Raw genomic sequence first — 21185 nt, forward strand, 5'->3', positions numbered from 1 at the left:
AAACAACACAATTAAAATGCTCATTTGTTATCATTAAATGAGCATTTCATCTATAAACCCCATCAACGGGGCAATCATAAAAAATTACCAGGCGGATACTGCAAATATCATTGATCATAAAATTGATCATGCGCATCAGGCCTGGTTAAATTATAAAGAAACTGATTTTCAAGCCCGTTCCGGATTACTACTACAAGCTTCGAGCATATTAACTGAGCGTAAAGATCAGCTGGCAAAATTAATGGCTTTAGAAATGGGCAAACCCTTAAAAGCTGGTGTGGCCGAAATACTTAAATGTGCCTCCGTTTGCGAATATTATGCTAAAAACGGATCGGAATTTCTAGCCGATCAGATGATCAAAACAGAAGCATCCAAAAGTTATGTGAGTTTTCAGCCTATAGGTGTGGTATTGGCCATTATGCCCTGGAATTTCCCTTTCTGGCAAGTGTTTCGCTTTCTGGCTCCTGCGCTAATGGCCGGTAATGCTGCAGTGTTAAAACATTCATCTGGCGTTACAGGTTGTGCGCTCGAAATAGAAAAAATAATTGAAGATGCAGGATTTCCTCCAAATATTTTTAGAACGTTGGTTTGTAGCAGTAACGCAATCACGAAAGTAATTGAAAATTCGTACATCAAAGCGGTAACCCTGACCGGAAGTACCGAAGCAGGCAAAAAAGTAGCTGAACAAGCAGGTAAACTGATAAAAAAAACAGTATTGGAACTTGGCGGCAGTGATCCGTATATTATTTTGGAAGATGCAGATTTAGAAAGGGCAGCAAAAATATGCGCCGAAGCCCGCTTAATCAATAACGGGCAAAGTTGCATCGCAGCTAAACGCTTCATCGTGATGGCATCGGTAGAGGAAAAATTTACCCAACTTTTAAAGCAGAAATGGAACGTAAAAGAACTGGCGATCCATTAAAGCCCGAAACAGATCTTGGGCCAATGGCCAGGGCCGAACTTCGTGATGAATTGCATCAACAGGTTTTAAAGAGCATAGAACAAGGTGCAAAATGTATCCTTGGAGGCGAGGTTCCAATTATGCCTGGTAATCATGCCTATTACCAGCCCACTATTTTGACCAATGTAAAAAAAGGCGTGTTGGCATATGATGAGGAGATATTTGGCCCGGTAGCAGCCATTATCACCGCAAAAGATACTGATGATGCCATCCGTATGGCCAACGATACTAATTTCGGATTGGGGGCAGCTGTTTTTACCAGAAATAGCGCGCTGGCAGAAGACATTGCCCGAAATAAGCTCGCCGCAGGTTCTTGTTTTGTAAACGAAAGCGTAAAATCAGATAGTGCTTTGCCTTTTGGTGGTATCAATCAGTCTGGCTATGGCCGCGAATTAAGCATGTTCGGCATCCATGAGTTTGTAAATATTAAAACAGTATATATCAAATCATAATATCCTATATGAAAGCAGTTAGAATCCACGAGTTTGGCGGTCCGGACGTTTTATCAATTGATGAAATTCCAGTACCTCAGCCAGCATCTGATGAAGTATTGATCAAAGTGCATGCAACCAGTGTTAATCCGGTTGATTGGAAAATTAGGCAAGGTGATCGTAAAGATAAATTTCCGTCTAAATTACCATTAACCCTGGGCTGGGATGTTTCTGGCACCGTTGAGGAAGTTGGGGAAAAAATAAGTGCCTTTAAAAAAGGTGATGAAGTATACGGCAGACCCAATCCAACGCAAAATGGTGCTTATGCTGAATATATTGTAGTTAAAGCAAATATCATCAGTATCAAACCCACCAGCATAGGGCATACAGAGGCCGCCGCTGTACCATTGGCAGGTTTAACCGCATGGCAGGGTTTATTTGATCATGGTTTGCTAAAAGCCGGACAAAAAGTGTTGATCCATGCGGCTGCAGGTGGGGTAGGTACTTACGCTGTACAATTTGCAAAATGGAAAGGTGCATACGTCATCGGTACCGCATCAGCTAACAATGCTGATTTTTTGAAGCGTTTGGGCGCAGATGAAGTGATAGATTATAAAATGGAAGATTTTGAGTCTGTGTTGAACGATGTAGATCTTGTTTTGGATACCATTGGAAAAGAAACGCAGCTTAAATCATTAAATATATTAAAAGAAGGTGGACGGGTAGTGACTACTTTGATGCCCGAATTTGTAGCTGAAGCTAAAGCTAAAAAAGTCCACCTGATCGGTTTTATGGCACAATCCATTCCTGCGCAATTAACTGAAATAGGCAGTTTGATCGATTCAGGAAAAGTTAAACCCGTTATTGATAAAGTTTTACCTTTTACCAGCGCAAAACAGGCACAAATAGAAAGCGAACAGGGGCATACCAGGGGGAAAATTGTACTCCAGGTAATTTAACAGGGTTTCCTGGCAGCATGTAATGACATGGGGGAGAGCTGGAGCAAAGCTCCAGCTCTCCCCCTTAAAGCATCCAATGGTTACTGCAAGTAAATATCTGTGCTAAAATCATTTTCCTTTACATCGGCTGACTGTGGCTGGATAATCACAAACTTGATGATATTAAATTCCTGTTTAATTTTAGCCCTCAACCGGTCTATTGCGTGGGTTAAATCAGTGGTGTTCAATTCTGCATTGAAGGTGAGAATGAGTACCAATAATACTTCTTTTGGTGATTGATATTGTGATAATACACTGGTTACGGTAAGCACATCCTGATCATCTTCCACCAGTTTTTTAATTTTTTGCTGCGTTTCTGACGTTAAGCCTTCGCCCATGAGTAGGCTACGGCTTTCTCTTGCCAGTATAAATGATACAAAAATTAAAAGTGTACCCACCAAAACGGAAGCCAGGCCATCTAAAAATGGTAAATTTAAGTTATGGCTCAGTACCATGAAAATAAAAACAATTACTAATCCTAAAACCGCGGCTCCATCTTCAAAAAGCACTAAAAAGCCAGATGGATCTTTACTTTTGATGATCGCTTTCCACCAGGGTAAACCTTTACGCGTTTTATTAAATTCTTTGATGGCAATGAGGAGTGATATGCCTTCAAAAATGAAGGATAAACCCAATACCACATAGTTCCATGTCGGGTTTCCTAAAATTTCAGGGCGACGGATGTGTGCAATACCTTGCGAAATTGAAACCACACCGCCTAAGCCGAAAATCATAACGGATACAATAAACGACCAAAAATACAGCTCTTTACCATAACCAAACGGGCGGGTTTTATCTGGTGGTTTCACACTTCGTTTTAGTCCATAAAGCAATAAAAGCTGGTTGCTCGTATCAACCGTAGAGTGAATGCCTTCTGCAATCATTGAAGAGCTGTTGGTAAAAGCCCCGGCTATAAATTTAGTTACTGCAATTAGTAAATTTGCTGCTAAAGCACTATAAATGGAATTATTGGCTCTTGCCATAAATTAAGAAATGTGATAGATCCATTTCTTAAACCCTTTTAATCTCATTTGGTTTTGGAATGAGTGATGAAAACATACGTGAATATCTACAACATAGCTCTAATTTTTGCGCCTTTTTATAGTGCAATCGTCCTGCTGATCCGATAGCGATCGGATTTATTTTACAAGTAGAAATATGGTTTTCAATTGCCTTGTAGCTATTTCGTGGTCAGCATCTTTCCGGTAACGAGTGTCATTTCTGAATAGAAATCTTTAAACATGTACTAAAGATCGCTATCTCTCTATAATTCATTTTATAGTTTTCGGAATGGGATGACGACTTTTTTCGGAATTTTTACCCTAAAATCTCATCAATCAACTTAATTTCTTCTTCGTTAAATATAACATTGTCTAATGCTTTAATTGAATCTGTAATCTGTTCTGGTTTACTTGCACCTATCAATACAGTTGTAACCCTATCATCTTTCAATATCCATGATAAAGCCATATGCGCCAGTTTTTGTCCACGCGATTGGGCAAGCGCATTTAACCTGGCAATTACCGCTAATTTTTCCGGGGTGATATTGCTTTCGTTTAGGAAAACACCACTTGTCGCCACCCTTGAATCAGATGGGATGCCATGCAAATATTTATCGGTAAGTAAACCTTGCGCCAGTGGCGAGAATGGAATACAGCCTACACCATTTTGTGCTAAAACATCAAGCAAGCCATTTTCTACCCAACGTTCAAACATCGAATATTTGGGCTGGTGGATTAAACATGGCGTACCATTATCTTTTAAAATCTGAATCGCCTTTTCCGCTTCGGCCGGCTGATAATTTGAGATACCCACATAAAGCGCTTTTCCTTGTTTAACCAAGAGGCTTAAAGCACCCATAGTTTCCTCTAGAGGTGTTTCAGGATCCGGACGATGGTGGTAAAAAATATCTACATAATCCAGTTTCATCCGTTTTAAACTCTGATCTAAACTGGAAACCAAATACTTTTTCGAACCCCAATCGCCGTACGGACCATCCCACATGGTATATCCGGCTTTACTGGAAATAATCATTTCATCACGATAGCCCCTAAAATCTTCATGGAGTATTTTTCCAAAAACTTCTTCAGCCGACCCAGGGGGCGGACCATAATTATTCGCTAAATCGAAGTGGGTAATTCCGTTATTAAAAGCCGTATAAATGAGTTTTTTGCTGTTTTCAAAAACATTTACGTATCCGAAATTATGCCATAAACCTAGCGATATGGCTGGCAATTTAAGTCCGCTATTTCCGCAACGGCGATATAACATTTTGTCGTAACGCCCGGTTGAAATGATTTGATTCATATTTAGATTTTGATTGCTACAATGATAATTAGTTTTAACGGATTTTAATTCATGTTAAATAGAATATGATGAGCGTTTTAAATGCAATTGCAAAACGAATAATCGGGTTATGGCTTAAAGTACACGCTAATTCAGCTATATGGCTGCTTTAAGTATAAGGTGTAGCATCTGCCAATAATGTATTCTGCTGAAAAATGAATGATCTTCTAAATTATACTTCCACATATTGTAATTGCTGCTCTACAAATCGTATCGTTCCGGTTTTACTGAAGCAAATATTTGCTTTTAATTTACCTAAATCGTTTTATTTGTAAAATAATGCAATATATTTACAATTGTAATCTATACCAAATATTCTAATTGATGAAACCAAAATTATTATTTAGCCTATGTGCCCTGGCCGCAACAGGATTTGCATCCTGTCAATCCGGAACCAAAGAATCATCCTCAAATGATACTGTGAAAAGTGATACGGTAGCAGTTATAAAATTAGCTGCCGATTCTTTTACCAAGGAAATCGATGGTAAAAAAACAGCATTGTATACCTTAAAAAACAAAAATGGCGCAGCAGCTATTTTTACCAATTATGGCGGGCGCCTGGTGAGTTTAGTGATGCCAGATAAAAATGGTAAAATGGTTGATGTGGTGGTGGGCTTTAAAAGCATTGGCGATTATGAAAAATCTACCGAGCCTTACTTTGGCGCAACCATTGGCCGTTATGGCAACCGTATTGCAAAAGGCAAATTTACACTTGAAGGCAAAACTTATTCGCTGTTTACCAACAACGGAAAGAATACCCTGCACGGAGGTAAAAAAGGCTTCCAATATGTGGTTTGGGATGCCAGTCAACCTCATGCTAACACGTTAGTTCTGCATTATCTGTCAAAAGATGGAGAGGAGAGTTTCCCAGGGAATTTAGATGTTCAGGTTACTTACACCTTAACCGATGATAATGAATTGAAAATGGACTACGAAGCGAAGACAGATCAAACCACGGTTGTAAATTTAACCAATCATGCATTTTTTAATTTAAATGGTGATGGAAGCGGAGATATTTTAAACCACCAGGTGAAGATTTATGCAGATGGATATACACCGGTTGATTCTACACTGATTCCGACAGGGAAAATAGAAAAAGTTAAAGGTACACCGTTCGATTTCACCACGGCAACAACTATTGGTAAACGCATAGATGACAAAAATGAACAGTTAACTTTCGGCAAAGGTTATGACCATAATTTTGTGCTGAATAAAACCAAAGCCATGGGTATGTTTCATGCAGCAACCGTTAAAGGAGATCAATCGGGCATTGTAATGGATATTTATACCCAGGAGCCGGGTTTACAGTTTTATAGCGGAAATTTTATGCAAAGTAAAAATACCTTTAAAAGTGGCGCTAAAGATGCTTTCAGAACGGCAATTGCCATGGAAACACAACACTTTCCTGATTCACCCAATCAGCCTGCTTTCCCATCAACGGTTTTAAAACCAGGCCAGGTATATAAAACCAGCTCCATCTACAAGTTTAGCAAATAATAATCTTGTTAAACAAAGTATCCTAATATTATGCTGATAGATACGGCCTGACATAGGAAGGCCGTATCTATTTAAAAAAGTTCCTCTAACTTAGGATCTGTATAATCTTCTATAAATGCTATAATGTTAGGGTAAGCAGAAAATTCTTCTTTGGTGTGCATGGTAGTAAGTACAACACATTTCATTCCTGCATTTTGTGCCGCTTCAACACCTTTTGGTGCATCTTCAAAAACAATACATTGGTTAGCGTCTACACCTAAAATTTCAGCCCCCTTGGTAAAGGTTTCAGGATCTGGTTTGCTATTGGCCACATCTTCGGCACTTACTATGGCGTTAAAGTAAGAGCGGATAGCCAAGTTATCCAGCACAAAGTTGATGTTGAAAGGAATGGCTGCCGAACCAATGGCCATTTGAATACCTGATTTTTTTGCTTTTTCCAAAAAATCGCCTAAACCGGTTATTAATGCCAAGTGCTTTTTATACGCTGTCTGATACCTGCGTTCTTTTTCGATGGAAATCTGATCAATTTGTTCTTGCGTGAAATGACCAACGCCAAAAACACGTTCCAGCAGATCCTGGTTTTTACCATACATCTGTTTTTTAACGGCATCAAAACTGATGTTGGCACCTAAATCATGTGTAAGTATATTGTGCCAGGCATGGTTGTGAAAAACCATATCATTGATCATGGTGCCGTTAAGGTCAAAAAGGAAGGCTTTGGGTTTATCGTTTATCATGAAAACAAAATTATCAGATTTTTTGATCATTAGGCTAAAACACCTAACAATAAAAATAGCCTGGCGGTAATGCGCAAAACAAGGGTAAAAACGGTTAAAAAAGCATGAGTTTAATGTTAACTCCCGGCTGTTAAGCCCGGCCGAGTTTGTTGGAAATATGCTATTCAAATAATTAACTTGCATATTCTAAATACAACATAAACAGATATTATGACAGATGCCTACAATGAAGGCGATGCACTTATCAGGTATTTAAATGAGCTGCAGCCATTAAGAAAAGAAATAATCGATCGAGGAAAAAAAGAAACGTTTAAATATGCCGTGCCTAAGAATGAGGTTTTGCCTAACTTAAGCCACCTTAATGGATATTATTTGTTCTTTATTGTTAAAGGTTTGGTAAGGGCTTTTATATTAGATGAAGGGAAGGATATTACGGCATGGTTTATAGATGAAAATCACTCAATTGGACAAATCAGAAATCCAGGGATACTCGTACCTACCTACCGGGAACAATACCAGGCGCTGGAAGATTCAGAACTGCTTATACTTCCCTATCATTTTATTGATGATGTGTATGAGCAATTTCCTGAAACCAATATTTTAGCCAGAAAATTATTGGCTATACATTACCACATGTCGCAAGAGCGCTCTATCTTATCACGAATTCCTTCTGCTGAAATGAGGTATAAGCAGTTTAAATCAGGTCATCCTGCAATAAAATCAAGGGTGCCATTAAAATTTCTGGCAAGCTATTTAGGCATGCGGATTGAAACTTTAAGCAGGGTAAGGAAAAAAGAAAAATTGCAGGCAAATGGCTAACCTTTTTGCTTTCTAAAATAAAAGTAGCAAAGTGGAAAAAGGCAAATTAAACCTAATAAAAACCCACCAACAGTGTCCGTAAACCAGTGTGCACCCAGGTAAATTCTGGATGGGGCAATGGTAATCATCAAAAATGCTGAAATATACGTTACTATATTTCTTGTCAGCTTCGGTACATCTTTCAACGTAATCATCAAAACAATCAGAAATCCAAAAAAGAGTGTGTAAGAAAGTACATGCCCGCTTGGATAACTTTGAAAACGGTTTACTTCAACCAGCCGCACGTAAAATGCAGTTGGGCGTGGACGGTTGATTACATTTTTGATACCTAAAATAATCAATCCCGATAATAAAACTGTTGAAATGAATATTCCTTCTCGTTTATATTGCTGCTGATAAAATACGATGGCCACAATTACTACCGATAATAATGAGTAGGGAAGTTCGCCAAAAAAGCTGATGGCCAGCATTAATTTATCTAACCAGTCTGCATGGTATTGTTGAATAAACAACGAAGTTTTAATGTCAAAATCGAGTAAGGGATGCTGGGCAATAAAGAAGCTTAAACCGGTAAAAGCAGCAATTAGTATGGCAAGTATGAAGATTAGGGTAGTTCGTTTTAAAGGCATAGGCTTAAGTTGATAAATGCCAAAACTATGGATTTTATACCGATAGATACGAAAAATCAACTTTAAAAATAAATGATAGTTTAAAAAAAGATGGTTAAAAATCTGATTCAGGGTGAGCAGTAGGACGGAACATTTACAAAGATTCATCAAGGAAATTAAACGATTCATCAAGGAAATACACCTATCTATATAATCTGTTGGGAGATATTGAAGTGAATGCTAATCTTTGAGTTAGATAATAAGGATATCTATGCTTATGATGTTGGCAGGATTAATTCCTGCCAACTGAAAAAGCTCACCTTTCGACAATTCAATCAGATTATACTTTTTGTATTAACGCTTCGGCCCAAGCCTACCTCCTTTAAAAGGAGGAGGTGCTTAGGTTGTTACTGGCTATCCTATATTCGTACCATTTTTAAACAATTCACATTTACCAAGGGTTATCATCATGATGGAGCCCAAACCATACCAGGAAGAAGATATTAAAGTTCCCCGCTTTGAAGAAAGTGCTGGTTTTTACACTACAGCACAGCGAAGCAAGAACATGGCTAACATTAAGGCAAAAAATAGTTTGCCCGAGCTAAAATTGCGTAAAGCACTTTGGGCAAAAAATGTTAGGTTTAGGATTCATCCTAAAAATTTTCCGGGCAAACCCGATCTGGTGATCAATAAATACCGGCTGGCCATATTTGTTGATGGCGATTTTTGGCATGGTTACAAATGGGATGAAAAGAAATTGATTATAAAAACGAACCCGGGTTTTTGGATTCCGAAGATTGAAAGAAATATACAACGCGACAGGCAAATCAACCAGCTGCTAAACGCTAAAGGTTATACGGTAATGCGCTTTTGGGAGCATGAAGTGAACCAACAGTTAACTGCTTGTGTGAACCAGGTTTTACTTTACCTCGAAGCGGCCAAAATTGCAGCTATACCGCAGGTTGATAATTAATTACTTTACCACAATCTGCTTCGGATCAGTAACTACGATCTGTTTTTTGCCTTTAAATTCTGAAACTACCCCGGTAACACAAATGTTGTTTCCCATAAACATGCTTGCAGGCTCTGAAGGGAATTTACGTTCATCTTCTTTATTAATCACTATCGTAATCAGCTCTTTTGGATAGGCACCGCCTAAATTTAGGAGCGTTAATTTATCTAAAGCTTTCGTGCCGTACACTGAATCGCAAATGGATACGTTTTTTCCAATATATTGAGCCACATCCTTGGTTAATACCATCGTTTGGCTCTTTGCATAAAATGCCGTGGCAATTAGCAAAACTAGGAGGGATAATCTTTTCATCAGTGTTAAGATTTTATTGGATATTTATGTGTGCCATGCAAGGCATTGGAGTTACCTTTCAAAGGTAAGTGACACTTTGGTGAAAAATGCCAAACAAGCATAAATATTACATTGGCTTAATTTAACTTATTTGGCTCACTTTGAAACCATGAGGGGAACTCCCCGCCTGATTTAGGAGGGGCGGGGGTGGTAAAAGGATTAATTTTCTATTCCAGTTCTTTCCCTTGAAGAAACAATTTATCAGTAATGGGGTAATTTTTTTGCACTCGCTATAATACGGTTATTGTTCCGCCAATAAATCCGTCATTCCCGCGCATGCGGGAACCTTAATGCAAACGCTATTTTCTTTTCCCGGGCTCAGTCTTGCCTCGGTTAGCCACCGAAGGGCTTTTACTTTTTCCTTGATGAAAAAGTAACAAACCTGAGCGAAGCGAAAGCATGCCTACCATTGAAAACAACAACAAACAAGGCATAACTGAAAGGCTTGCATCGTTCCTTGTAAAAAGCTACGGAAATCTTTATTGCGGCAGCATCGAGGCTCTTACCTTTGCTTGTCCCATCGCAATCGCTTTGATCCTGCCTTGGGCTGTGGGGGTATGAAGGGGACTGCAAAGATTTCCTTGCTTTTTCCGGCGGAAATCTGCCAGGCCGGTAGCAGGGTGCAGATAGCATGGTGCTTATAGCGGGATGTTCAGAGGTAGTTTCTAATATGGCGTTGTTCTACCACCAAATCCGTCATTGCGAGAAGGCTTTTTCAGCCGACGAAGCAATCTTTAAACCCAAGGCTTGCAGCGTTTTTTATGTGATCATGTTGTTTTTATCGGTATAAAAGATTGCTGCGCAATTCCTTGTAAAAAGCTACGGAAATCTTTATTGCGGCAGCATCGAGGCTCTTACCTTTGCTTGTCCCATCGCAATCGCTTTGATCCTGCCTTGGGCTGTGGGGTTATGAGGGTAAGTGCAAAGATTTCCGTGCTTTTTCCGGCGGAAATCTGCCAGGCCGGTAGCAGGGTGCAGATAGCATGGTGCTTATAGCGGGATGTTCAGAGGTAGTTTCTAATATGGCGTTGTTCTACCACCAAATCCGTCATTGCGAGAAGGCTTTTTCAGCCGACGAAGCAATCTTTAAACCCAAGGCTTGCAGCGTTTTTTATGTGATCATGTTGTTTTTATCGGTATAAAAGATTGCTGAGAAATTCCTTGTAAAAAGCTACGGAAATCTTTATTGCGGCAGCATCGAGGATCTTACCTTTGCTTGTCCCATCGCAATCGCTTTGATCCTGCCTTGGGCTATGGGGTAATGAGGGGGAGTGCAAAGATTTCCGTGCTTTTTCCGGCGGAAATCTGCGAGGCCGGTAGCATGGTGCAGATAGCGTGGAGCTTATAGCGGGATGTTCAGAGATAGTTTCTAATATGGCGTGGTTCTACCACCAAATCCGTCATTGCGAGAAGGCTTTTTCAGCCGACGAAGCAATCTTTATAGCGAGGATCATTAGCGTGAAAGATTGCCAGCCTGTTGCCGGCAGGCTTCGTCGTTCCTCCTCGCAATGACGACTTTTTTTAGATAGTATGTAAATGGCAGCGAAGGATCTTTTAATTTCTGTTATTTCAAAAAAAATCCGTCTCAACCGCAGTGCCCGCCTGTGCGGACAGGCCCGCCCGTACAGGCGGGGAGAGATCTTTTAATTAGTTTATTAGCTGCAATTTTCTCCCTCAGCTTGGGCTTGCCTCGGCTACCGATTAAAAATCGGTACAGGTCAACCGCCACCGAAGGGCTTTTACTTTTTCCTTGATGAAAAAGTAACAAAAAATCAAGGCTTGCATCATTCCTTGTAAAAAGCTACGGAAATCTTAATTGCGGCAGCATCGAGGCTCTTACCTTTGCTTGTCCCGACGCGCTCGCTTTGATCCTGCCTTGGGCTGTGGGGGTATGAAGGGGAGTGCAAAGATTTCCGTGCTTTTTCCGGCGGAAATCTGCGAGGCCGGATAGCAGGGTGCAGATAGCGTGGAGCATATAAGAGGCTAAGGCGATCGCTATAAGACGGTCGTCATCCGATGGCTATCGGATCCCGCGCATGCGGGAACCTTAATGCAAACGCTATTTTCTTTTCCCGGGCTCAGTCTTGCCTCGGTTAGCCACCGAAGGGCTTTTACTTTTTCCTTGATGAAAAAGTAACAAACCTGAGCGAAGCGAAAGCATGCCTACCATTGAAAACAACAACAAACAAAGCATAACTGAAAGGCTTGCATCGTTCCTTGTAAAAAGCTACGGAAATCTTAATTGCGGCAGCATCGAGGCTCTTACCTTCGCTTGTCCCATCGCAATCGCTTTGATCCTGCCTTGGGCTGTGGGGGGTATGAGGGGTAGTGCAAAGATTTCCGTGCTTTTTCCGGCGGAAATCTGCGAGGCCGGATAGCAGGGTGCAGATAGCATGGAGCATATTGCAGGCTAAGGCGATCGCTATAAGACGGTCGTCATCCGATGGCTATCGGATCCCGCGCAGGTGGGAACCTTAATGCGTAGCTCAGACGTTGCGGTCGATAGTTCAGACGTTGCAGTCAGTAGTTCAGACGTTGCGGTTGACAGTTCAGACGTTGCGGTTGACAGTTCAGAGGTTGCGGTCGATAGTTCAGACGTTGCGGTCGGTAGTTCAGAGGTTGCGGTCGGTAGTTCAGAGGTTGCGGTCGATAGTTCAGACGTTACGGTCGATAGTTCAGACGTTGCGGTCGTTAGTTCAGACGTTGCAGTCGATAGTTCAGACGTTGCGGTCGAAAGTTCAGATGTTGCGGTCGACAGTTCAGGCGTTGCAGTCGGTAGTTCAGACGTTGCGGTCGATAGTTCAGACGTCGCGGTCGATAGTTCAGACGTTTCGGTCGACAGTTCAGACGTTGCAGATGGTAGTTTAGCGGTATTAGGAGATAGTTGAGGAGATGCAATGGGCCATTTTAGCGCTAAGCACTGCCTGAGAGAGAAATAGCCACCCGTTTGGCGCTTGTTAAATGGAAATAGGGAAATAAATTAGGGATGATTTTTTTTAGGGTATTATTGGTTGGTTATTCCAGCGATCGTACCGGAATACCCGAAATCTGTTTGTATTGGGGACTGGTTGAGCCGAAAACAGATTTTACGTAGTTTTTCACATCCTGTGCCAGGGCAACAATACCGGTTTCTGCATCGTACAGCGCGTTATTGCGGTTAATGCGGAGGGTGCTCAACTGCGAGGTATTGGCCACTACATCACGGTTTTTCTGCAATAAGTCGTTATATAAAGTGGTGAGGCTTACCAGCTGCAAATCTACCTCGTTAGGGGCGTACTGCGGTATGGTGGCTAAGAGTTTAATCTGCTTATCCAACGTATCGAGCAGGTTATCGTAACTCTGTTGCGAAGCAGAAATCTGGTTAACCACCTTGCCGCTGGCGGCCAGGTTATTCTTTTCTTCGGCGGTGAGTTTGGCGGTTGCCCTTTGCCCCTGTATTTTGCGGTGGTGGCTAACGGCATTATCTAATACCTGTTGGGCTACACTGTTTGCCTTAACTGCGCTGAGCACACGGGTACTTAGCTTTTTTAAGGGGGCAAAAGCCAGATCGCGTAGGGCTATGGCATTGCTGTTTTTAGCGGCAGCATCGTGCACCTGCTCGTTAATGGTTTTGGCTGCGGCGGCTTTCTCGGTTAAACTGCTCAACTGGATGTTGGCATTACTGGGGTTGTACACGGCGCCATAACCGGTTACATAACTCAAAAGGGTTTCGAAATTGGCTACGTTTTTGGCGTGGCCTGTCTCATTTGTTTTAGACATAACATGTAGTTTTAAAAAGTAAATAAATTAGATTAATTGGCATTAAGTTAATATTATTTTCTTTACAACTAAAAGGAGTGAAGAAATTTTTTTGATAAGGGCTATTGATAATTATATGGAAGCACAATGGGCCTAAAATTTTTATATCAAATAATTTACCAGGCTTTTACAGCTAAGTTTGATTAAATATGTTGGTTACATTAAAATTTTCTATTTTCGGAAAACACTTTACTATGTCTAAAAAGCTGCTCTCGGAACGTGATATTTGCACTAAGTTTATTTCTCCTGCCATTGAAGATGCAGGTTGGAATAAACTAACTCAATACCTTGAAGAGGTTTCTTTCACTGATGGAAAGATTTATGTTAAAGGTAGACTAACAACTCGTGGAGCTAAAAAGAGAGCAGACTATATTTTATTCTATAAGCCAAATATTCCCATTGCAATTATTGAAGCCAAGGATAACAAACATTCTATTGGTTCTGGAATGCAACAGGCACTTAATTATGCGCAGATTTTAGATATTCCTTTTGTATTCAGTTCAAATGGTGATGGCTTTCTTTTTCACGATAAAACAAATTTAACTAAAATTGAGCAACAGCTAAACCTTGATGAATTTCCATCACCCCAGATGCTTTGGGAGAAGTATAAAGATTACAAAGGAATAGTAACCGAGCAGGCTGAAAAGATTATTGAGCAGGATTACTTTTTTGATGGTTCAGGGCGGAGGCCTAGATATTACCAACAGAATGCTGTTAACAGAACTTTAGAAGCTATTGCATCGGGCCAAAATCGTATTCTTCTGGTAATGGCTACCGGTACTGGGAAAACCTATACTGCATTTCAAATTGCCTATCGTTTATGGAAATCGAAGACTAAAAAAAGAATATTGTTTCTCGCCGACCGCAATTCATTAGTTGACCAAACAAAAAGAGGCGACTTTAAATACTTTAAGGATAAAATGACTGTTATCCAAAAAAGACAGATTGATAAGAGCTATGAAATCTATCTAGCTATTTATCAAGGTTTGACAGGTTCGGAAGAAGAAAAAAATATATTTAAACAATTTACACCAGGCTTTTTTGATTTAATTATCATAGATGAGTGCCATCGTGGAAGTGCAAGAGAAGATAGTGCCTGGAGAGAGGTTTTAAGTTACTTTAAAGGTGCTACACAAATTGGTTTAACTGCAACGCCAAAAGAAAGCGAGACAGCAAGCAATAGTGAATATTTTGGTGATCCAATTTATACTTACAGTTTAAAACAAGGCATTGATGATGGATTCCTCGCTCCATATAGAGTAGTAAGGATTGGATTGAATGTAGATTTGGAAGGATACCGACCTGATTTAGGAAAAAAAGATATTGACGGTAATGAGGTAGAAGATAAGATTTACAACCGTAAAGACTTTGACCGAACAATGGTTATAGAAGAGCGCACGGAAGTTGTGGCCTCGAAAATCACTGAATTTTTAAAAGGTTACGATCGGTTTGCAAAAACGATCGTATTCTGTCGAGATATAGATCATGCGGAACGGATGCGTTCTGCTCTTGCCAATCAGAATAGTGATTTGATTGCCAAAAACCATAAATACATTATGCGCATTACTGGCGATAATGATGAAGGTAAAAGGGAACTAGATAATTTTATTGAACCTGAATCTGTTTACCCGGTAATTGCAACAACATCTGAATTGATGACAACTGGTGTAGATGCTAAAACTTGTAAGGTTATTGTTTTAGATGCAGAGATTGGCTCCATGACTAAGTTTAAACAAATTATAGGTCGAGGTACCAGAATAGATGAAGAACATGGTAAGCTCTATTTTACCATTATTGATTTTAGAAACGCGACAGATAAATTTGCGGATAAAGATTTTGATGGAGACCCTATTCGCGTTAAACCTTTACCGCAAGATGCTGACCTAGGCAATATTATTAATGAAGAACAGAAAGAAGATACACCAATAATTGATGAATTAAGCGGTGAGAATTTAGATGATAAGCTTGTCCCAAAGGAATCACCAACTGTAAGAGAGCCTGCTTCTAGCTACCAAAAAGTAAAAAGAGAAAAAATTGTTGTTAATGGTGTTGATGTTTCCATTCTAGTAACCCGTGAGTTGTACTTTAATAAAGACGGAAAACTGATTACGGTTAATCTGCAAGACTATTCAAAGGAAATGTTGCAAAATAAGTTCCATAGCCTTGAAGAATTTTTAACGGTTTGGAATGCTGCTGATAAAAAAGAAATCTTAATAAATGAACTTGCAGAACAGGGTGTGCCAGTTGAAGCCCTATTGGAAGCCGTTGATCGAAATTGTGATTTATTTGATATCATCTGCCACGTAGCTTTTGATCAACAACCTCTTACACGCAAGGAAAGAGCTAATAATGTTAAAAAGCGTAATTACTTTACTAAATATGGCGAACAGGCAAAAAATGTGCTGAACGCATTATTAGATAAGTATGCCGATGAAGGAATCGCGAATATTGAAAGTTTGGAGGTACTTAAAGTTAATCCAGTAGCTTCCTATGGCTCAGCACTAGAAATTATAGAAAGCTTTGGAGGCAAACCTAATTACCTGAAAGCTATTAAAGAATTAGAAAATCAATTATATCAAATAGCATAAAATGTCATCGATCTATTTAAACAATCTCAATCCGGCTGAAAGAACAGCTTTAATCGAAAAACTTTGGCATATCCAAAATGGTAAATGTTTCATAACAAACGAACAGATAGATTTGCAACTACATATCTCAGATTTGGATATCGATCATGTAATACCTTCAAAATTGGATGGGAAGGATGATCCTTCAAATTTCGCGCTAACCTTTTCGAGTGCTAACCGATCAAAGCAGGCTGCAGATTTGAATTTAGCACGTATACTTCACGCATTTAGTAAAATACAAGAAAATCTCAAAAAGAAAGAAGACCGTAGTCCAAATCTAGATGATATTTTAAAGCTTCAAGGAGGAGCGACCGATAAAATAAGGTTTAAGTTATCTGACGATAAAGTAAGTTACTCATTTTCCTCACTTGGGAGGCCTGAAATAATTACACAAGATGTTTATATTGATAAGTTAAGTGGTTTAAAATATTTCTTTGCAGTTTTTCCTATTCAATATTTGCATCATGACAATGTTATTAACCCTAGAGCAATTGGCTCAAACATTAGTAAACTGGTAGATGAATTTTATTCAGGCAATCCACAACTACATATTTCATTAGGATGGGTTGATATTAAAAGTGAAGAAGAATCGGAGATTAAAATATTTGATGGACAACATAAAGCTGCTGCGCAAATATTGTTAAATACTCTAAATATACCGGTAAGGGTTTTTATAAATCCAGATAGAGATAAATTAATACTTACAAATTTTAGGGCGGGTACTACCTTAAGGCAAGTTGCTTTTGATAAATCTGTTCAACGACATTTGGGTAACACGCTGTATTGGGATCGTGTAACTCGTTATCAAGAAGAATTAAAATTGGAAAAGGATAATTTCAACTTTTCTGAAAGGCAGTTGGTGGGTTACTTTAAAGGTGAATCGAGAGAATTAAAACGTTATATCTTGGATTCCGTTAGAGATGCAATAACAAGACATCCAGAAAATAAGCTTATTGAGTTTGTGGATATGGGGGGGCGAGCAAAAGAAAAACCACTTTCTTATAGTACAATTGAGAAAACATTTTATCCATTTTTTATTTATCAAGATTTATTAGATACGCCTATATCTTACAGGCTTGATGAAGGAAAAAATCCCAGAAGCTTAGAAACTGAACAAATTGTCCGCCTAATGAGTATAATTGCAGAAGAATTATTTATTGGTAAATTTGACCTCGAATTAGGAACTTTTAAAATAGAAAATCGAATTCAAAATGGGGAGAATTTACCTGCAGATCATGTCAGGGCATATAGAATGGTCAAGGAAGAGATTCTGCACAATTGGTTAAGGTTTATAGGGCAAATTATTCAAAATCACTTTATCTCTTTAGGTATTCCAATAGACGATAAAAAGTTGTTTCAAAATGAATTCAGCGATGTTCTATGGAAGATAATTACCAATTCAATAATTAATTTAAGTAATCTGCCCTTATGGAAAAATAATTCTCTTGCAGTTTCCGTTTTTGGTGGAAAACAAAACTATCATTACTGGCACAGCATATTTACAACAGGTAATTCACCACAAGGTGTAAAGGTATTGCCTGAACCGATAAATTTAATGAAACTACAACAATAATAAATGAGTAATATTTCAGGGGTAATAAGCAGCATCCGCCAGATTATGTGGCAAGATAACGGGCTGAATGGAGATGCACAAAGGGTTGAGCAGCTGGGCTGGATGCTTTTTCTTAAGATATTTTGTGATAAGGATAAGGAGTTACAATTATTAAATGATGATTATGTTTCACCAATTCCAGAATTATACCATTGGGATAATTGGGCAGCAGACGACGAGGGTATTACTGGCGATGAGCTGCAGGAATTTGTAGATCGTAAATTGTTTACTGCTTTACGTAATATTGATATAAGTACAGGGAATAAGAGAGCTATATTAGTGCGCGAGGTTTTTGATGGCAACAACAATTACATGAAAAGCGGGACCAACATCCGTAAGGTGTTAAATAAGCTTAATGAAATAGATTTTAATAAAGCGAAGGATCGCCATGCATTTGGAGATATTTATGAAAGCATACTAAAAGAGTTACAAAGTGCCGGAAAAAGTGGTGAGTTTTATACGCCAAGAGCCATTACCCAATTTATTACCGATATAATTAATCCACAGTTAGGTGAAAAGATTCTTGACCCGGCATGTGGCACAGCGGGCTATCTAACATGTGCCATTGAGCATTTGAATAAGCAGGCAAATAGTGTCGATGATCGTAATAAAATACAACAGAATATTATTGGCTGGGAATACAAACCTTTACCTTATTTGTTGGCTACTACAAATTTAATACTACACGATATTGAAGTACCAAACATAACTTATCGTGATAGTTTAGATCAACCGTTAAGCGAATACAAAGAAAGAGATCGTGTAAATGTTATTTTGGCGAATCCACCTTTTGGCGGCATTGTAGCAAACAATAATGAAAATAATTTCCCTCAAAATTATCGTACAAAAGAAAGTGCCGATTTATTTTTAATTTTAATGATACACCTGCTTAAGCATGATGGAAGAGCAGGCATTGTTTTGCCTGATGGTTCGTTAACCGGTGACGGTGTAAAGCAGCGTGTACGCCAAAAACTATTAGAAGAATGTAATCTCCATACCATTATTCGTCTGCCCAACTCTGTTTTCCAACCTTATGCTACGGTAGCTACCAATTTATTATTTTTTGATAAAGGCACGCCAACTAAAGAGGTTTGGTATTATGAGCACCGTTTGCCCGAAGGACAAAAATCGTATAGCAAAACCAAAACCATACAAGCTAAAGAGTTCGATCCTATAAAAGCATGGTGGGATAATCGGCAAGAAAGTGAAACTGCTTGGAAAGTAGATATTCAAACTGTAATTGATCGTAATTACGATTTAGATATAAAGAACCCGACCAAAGCTAAGGAAACTCATAATTACAATAGTATGGAATTGATGGATATGTTGCAGCAGTCTTTTGAAAAAAGTAATGCTTTACTTGCGAGTTTAAAGGAGGCTATAAATTAATGGCTAACCGTAAATATACTCTAGGTGAACTGTGTACCATTACCAAGGGAATTACAGGGATACAAAAAGCAATAGCGGGTGAATATCCTTTAGTCGTTACAAGTGAGGAAAGAAAATCCCATAATGAATTTCAGTTTGATGACGAAGCTGTGATTGTGCCTTTGGTTTCTGGTACGGGACATGGGCACGCAAGCATTAAACGCATACACTACCAAACTGGAAAATTTGCATTAGGTTCAATTTTATGTGCTATTATTCCTAAAGATAAATCAATTTTAAATTCAGCATATTTATTTAGGTTTCTAAATCTTAACAAGGAGAATGAATTAGTTGCCAGAATGAAGGGAATGGCAAACGTTACGTTACCTATAAAAGAGATCGCAAAAATCGAAATTCCTTTACCATCATTAGCTGATCAATTAGAGTTTGTAGAAAAATATAATTTATTAGAAACCGATAGCCGATTAATTGAACTAGAATTCCAAGAACAAATTTCTTTAGTTAAACAACTTCGCCAAGCTTTTTTATTCGAGGCAATGCAAGGTAAGCTTTGTCACCCCAAGACAGTAGAAGACCACGAGACGGGGGAACAGCTTTTAGCTCTCATAAAAGCAGAAAAAGATCAGCAGCTAAAAGATAAAAAAATAAGTAAAGAAAAAGGACTACCGCCCATTACGCAAGAGGAAATGCCTTTTGAAATACCAAAAGACTGGGTTTGGTGTCGAATTGGTGATTTGGTTCAACATAATTCTGGTAAAACTCTCGATAGTGGAAGGAATAAAGGAAAGATGAGAGATTATATTACTACATCAAATCTATATTGGGGGTACTTCAAGCTAGATAAAGTAAAACAAATTGCAATAGAGGATAATGAACTTGATAAATGCACTGCTGTTTTTGGAGACCTTCTAATATGTGAAGGAGGTGAAGCCGGAAGATGCGCTATTTGGAAAGAGAAATATGATATCTGTTTCCAAAATCATATTCACAGAATAAGACCATCTAGTAATATTAGTAATTTATTTATATACTATTTTATTAACTATCTAAACTTTAGTGGTAATATAAATACTTATCGTAAGGGTATGGGGATTAGTAACATGTCAAGTAAGTCATTATCTTCAATAAAAATTCCCCTTCCACCTTTATCAATGCAAAATCAAATCGCTTCTAAGTTAGATGAATTAATGAAGGCATGTGATGAGTTAGAAAGTAGCATTAAACAAAGCCAATTACAAAATGAGCAATTGTTGCAACAGGTTTTAAAAGAGACTTTAGCGATTAAGGGAAAACCTGCCCGGAATGCTAAATTAGCTATACCTGACAACAGGAAAAATTTTGCAAAGCAAGTTTTAGGAGGTAAAATTATTTCCCTATTCAAGGACGATCCGAACTTTACTCATATTAAGCTTCAGAAATTGCAATATCTTTCAGAACATATTGCAGAAGCAGATTTAGGTTCTGATTATTACTTCCAAACAGCAGGACCTTACGATAATAAATTTATGCACAGTATAGCAATAAATTTGGAACGATCGAAATGGTTTAAAGAAGAAAATTATAGGTATTATCCTTTAGAAAAAGTAGATCAAATTGATCAGTATTATGAAGGATATTTTGCACCTGTTAGCGATAAGTTAAGTAATCTATTTAATCTTTTAGCGAATTCGACTGAAGCTTTTTCAGAAATTATTGCTACGCTATATGCTGTTTGGAATAATAGGATTATTAGAAAGGAAGAATTAACAGATGAACTGTTAATTGTAGATTTTTACAGCTGGAGTGATAGAAAACGTAAATATTCTGAAGATGAACTAAAAAAAGGACTTGAAATAATCAGGGCAAATAATATTGAGCCTAGAGGGTTCGGTAAGCAATTGAAGAGAGCTAAAGGTAAATGAAATATATTTAATTAAACTAACTTAATATATTACATGTTTCTTTAAAAGTATTATTTACTTTACGTATGAATATTCTTCATTAAATAAGTGACTTTCAA

At 38.6% G+C, this 21185-nt stretch carries 14 protein-coding genes and 1 pseudogene; 9 read left to right on the forward strand and 6 right to left on the reverse strand.

The features are described from left to right. Positions 1-37: 37 nt before the first annotated feature. Together PGN18_RS16180 and PGN18_RS16185 are read left to right on the forward strand one after the other, a co-directional pair. Positions 38-1413 (forward strand): annotated as a pseudogene (locus PGN18_RS16180) (NAD-dependent succinate-semialdehyde dehydrogenase). Positions 1414-1421: 8 nt separating this feature from the next. Next, on the forward strand, positions 1422-2351 hold the full coding sequence (locus PGN18_RS16185) for an NADP-dependent oxidoreductase (RefSeq protein WP_335320639.1): 930 nt from the start codon (positions 1422-1424) through the stop codon (positions 2349-2351). An 80-nt stretch (positions 2352-2431) separates the two neighbouring features. Here the strand turns inward: PGN18_RS16185 and PGN18_RS16190 are convergent, their stop codons facing one another. Continuing rightward, a complete protein-coding gene (locus PGN18_RS16190) occupies positions 2432-3373 on the reverse strand; it encodes a cation diffusion facilitator family transporter (RefSeq protein ID WP_335320640.1) in 942 nt (313 codons plus the stop codon). 334 nt (positions 3374-3707) lie between these two features. Further along, positions 3708-4697: an L-glyceraldehyde 3-phosphate reductase gene (gene mgrA / locus PGN18_RS16195; protein WP_335320641.1), complete on the reverse strand. Its 990-nt coding sequence runs from the start codon at positions 4695-4697 to the stop codon at positions 3708-3710. 363 nt (positions 4698-5060) lie between these two features. Between mgrA and PGN18_RS16200 the strand changes: the two genes are divergently transcribed. Next, a complete protein-coding gene (locus PGN18_RS16200) occupies positions 5061-6233 on the forward strand; it encodes an aldose epimerase family protein (protein WP_335320643.1) in 1173 nt (390 codons plus the stop codon). Between the two features lie 71 nt (positions 6234-6304). On the opposite strand, the gene PGN18_RS16205 is transcribed toward PGN18_RS16200, so the two are convergent. Beyond that, entirely contained in the window at positions 6305-7000 is a 696-nt protein-coding gene (locus PGN18_RS16205) for an HAD family hydrolase (protein ID WP_335320645.1), read from the reverse strand. A 180-nt stretch (positions 7001-7180) separates the two neighbouring features. Between PGN18_RS16205 and PGN18_RS16210 the strand changes: the two genes are divergently transcribed. Further along, complete coding sequence (locus tag PGN18_RS16210) at positions 7181-7789, forward strand: Crp/Fnr family transcriptional regulator (RefSeq protein ID WP_335320646.1); 609 nt, start codon at positions 7181-7183, stop codon at positions 7787-7789. Here PGN18_RS16210 and PGN18_RS16215 read toward each other — a convergent pair. Beyond that, positions 7786-8418 (reverse strand): phosphatase PAP2 family protein, encoded by a 633-nt coding sequence (locus tag PGN18_RS16215; protein WP_335320647.1) that lies wholly within the window; start codon positions 8416-8418, stop codon positions 7786-7788. The genes PGN18_RS16210 and PGN18_RS16215 overlap by 4 nt on opposite strands. Before the next feature lie 448 nt (positions 8419-8866). Between PGN18_RS16215 and PGN18_RS16220 the strand changes: the two genes are divergently transcribed. After that, positions 8867-9370 (forward strand): very short patch repair endonuclease, encoded by a 504-nt coding sequence (locus PGN18_RS16220; protein ID WP_335320649.1) that lies wholly within the window; start codon positions 8867-8869, stop codon positions 9368-9370. Here PGN18_RS16220 and PGN18_RS16225 read toward each other — a convergent pair whose 3' ends face one another. Both PGN18_RS16225 and PGN18_RS16230 read right to left on the reverse strand, forming a co-directional pair. Further along, positions 9371-9721 (reverse strand): hypothetical protein, encoded by a 351-nt coding sequence (locus PGN18_RS16225; protein WP_335320650.1) that lies wholly within the window; start codon positions 9719-9721, stop codon positions 9371-9373. Between the two features lie 3054 nt (positions 9722-12775). After that, on the reverse strand, positions 12776-13519 hold the full coding sequence (locus tag PGN18_RS16230) for a hypothetical protein (RefSeq protein WP_335320651.1): 744 nt from the start codon (positions 13517-13519) through the stop codon (positions 12776-12778). Positions 13520-13752: 233 nt separating this feature from the next. Between PGN18_RS16230 and hsdR the strand changes: the two genes are divergently transcribed. From hsdR to PGN18_RS16250, 4 genes are read left to right on the forward strand one after another with little or no spacing between them, the layout of a single operon-like run. Continuing rightward, positions 13753-16146: an EcoAI/FtnUII family type I restriction enzme subunit R gene (gene hsdR, locus PGN18_RS16235; RefSeq protein WP_335320652.1), complete on the forward strand. Its 2394-nt coding sequence runs from the start codon at positions 13753-13755 to the stop codon at positions 16144-16146. A gap of 1 nt (position 16147) precedes the next feature. After that, entirely contained in the window at positions 16148-17758 is a 1611-nt protein-coding gene (locus tag PGN18_RS16240) for a hypothetical protein (protein ID WP_335320653.1), read from the forward strand. Between the two features lie 3 nt (positions 17759-17761). Continuing rightward, complete coding sequence (locus PGN18_RS16245; RefSeq protein ID WP_335320654.1) at positions 17762-19186, forward strand: class I SAM-dependent DNA methyltransferase; 1425 nt, start codon at positions 17762-17764, stop codon at positions 19184-19186. After that, the gene (locus PGN18_RS16250) at positions 19186-21087 is read left to right on the forward strand and encodes a restriction endonuclease subunit S (RefSeq protein WP_335320655.1); all 1902 of its coding nucleotides are present in this window, start codon (positions 19186-19188) and stop codon (positions 21085-21087) included. The genes PGN18_RS16245 and PGN18_RS16250 overlap by 1 nt, the downstream gene beginning before the upstream one ends. Positions 21088-21185: the final 98 nt, after the last annotated feature.

Source organism: Pedobacter terrae (genome assembly GCF_036946585.1).
Taxonomy (GTDB): Bacteria; Bacteroidota; Bacteroidia; order Sphingobacteriales; family Sphingobacteriaceae; genus Pedobacter; species Pedobacter terrae_C.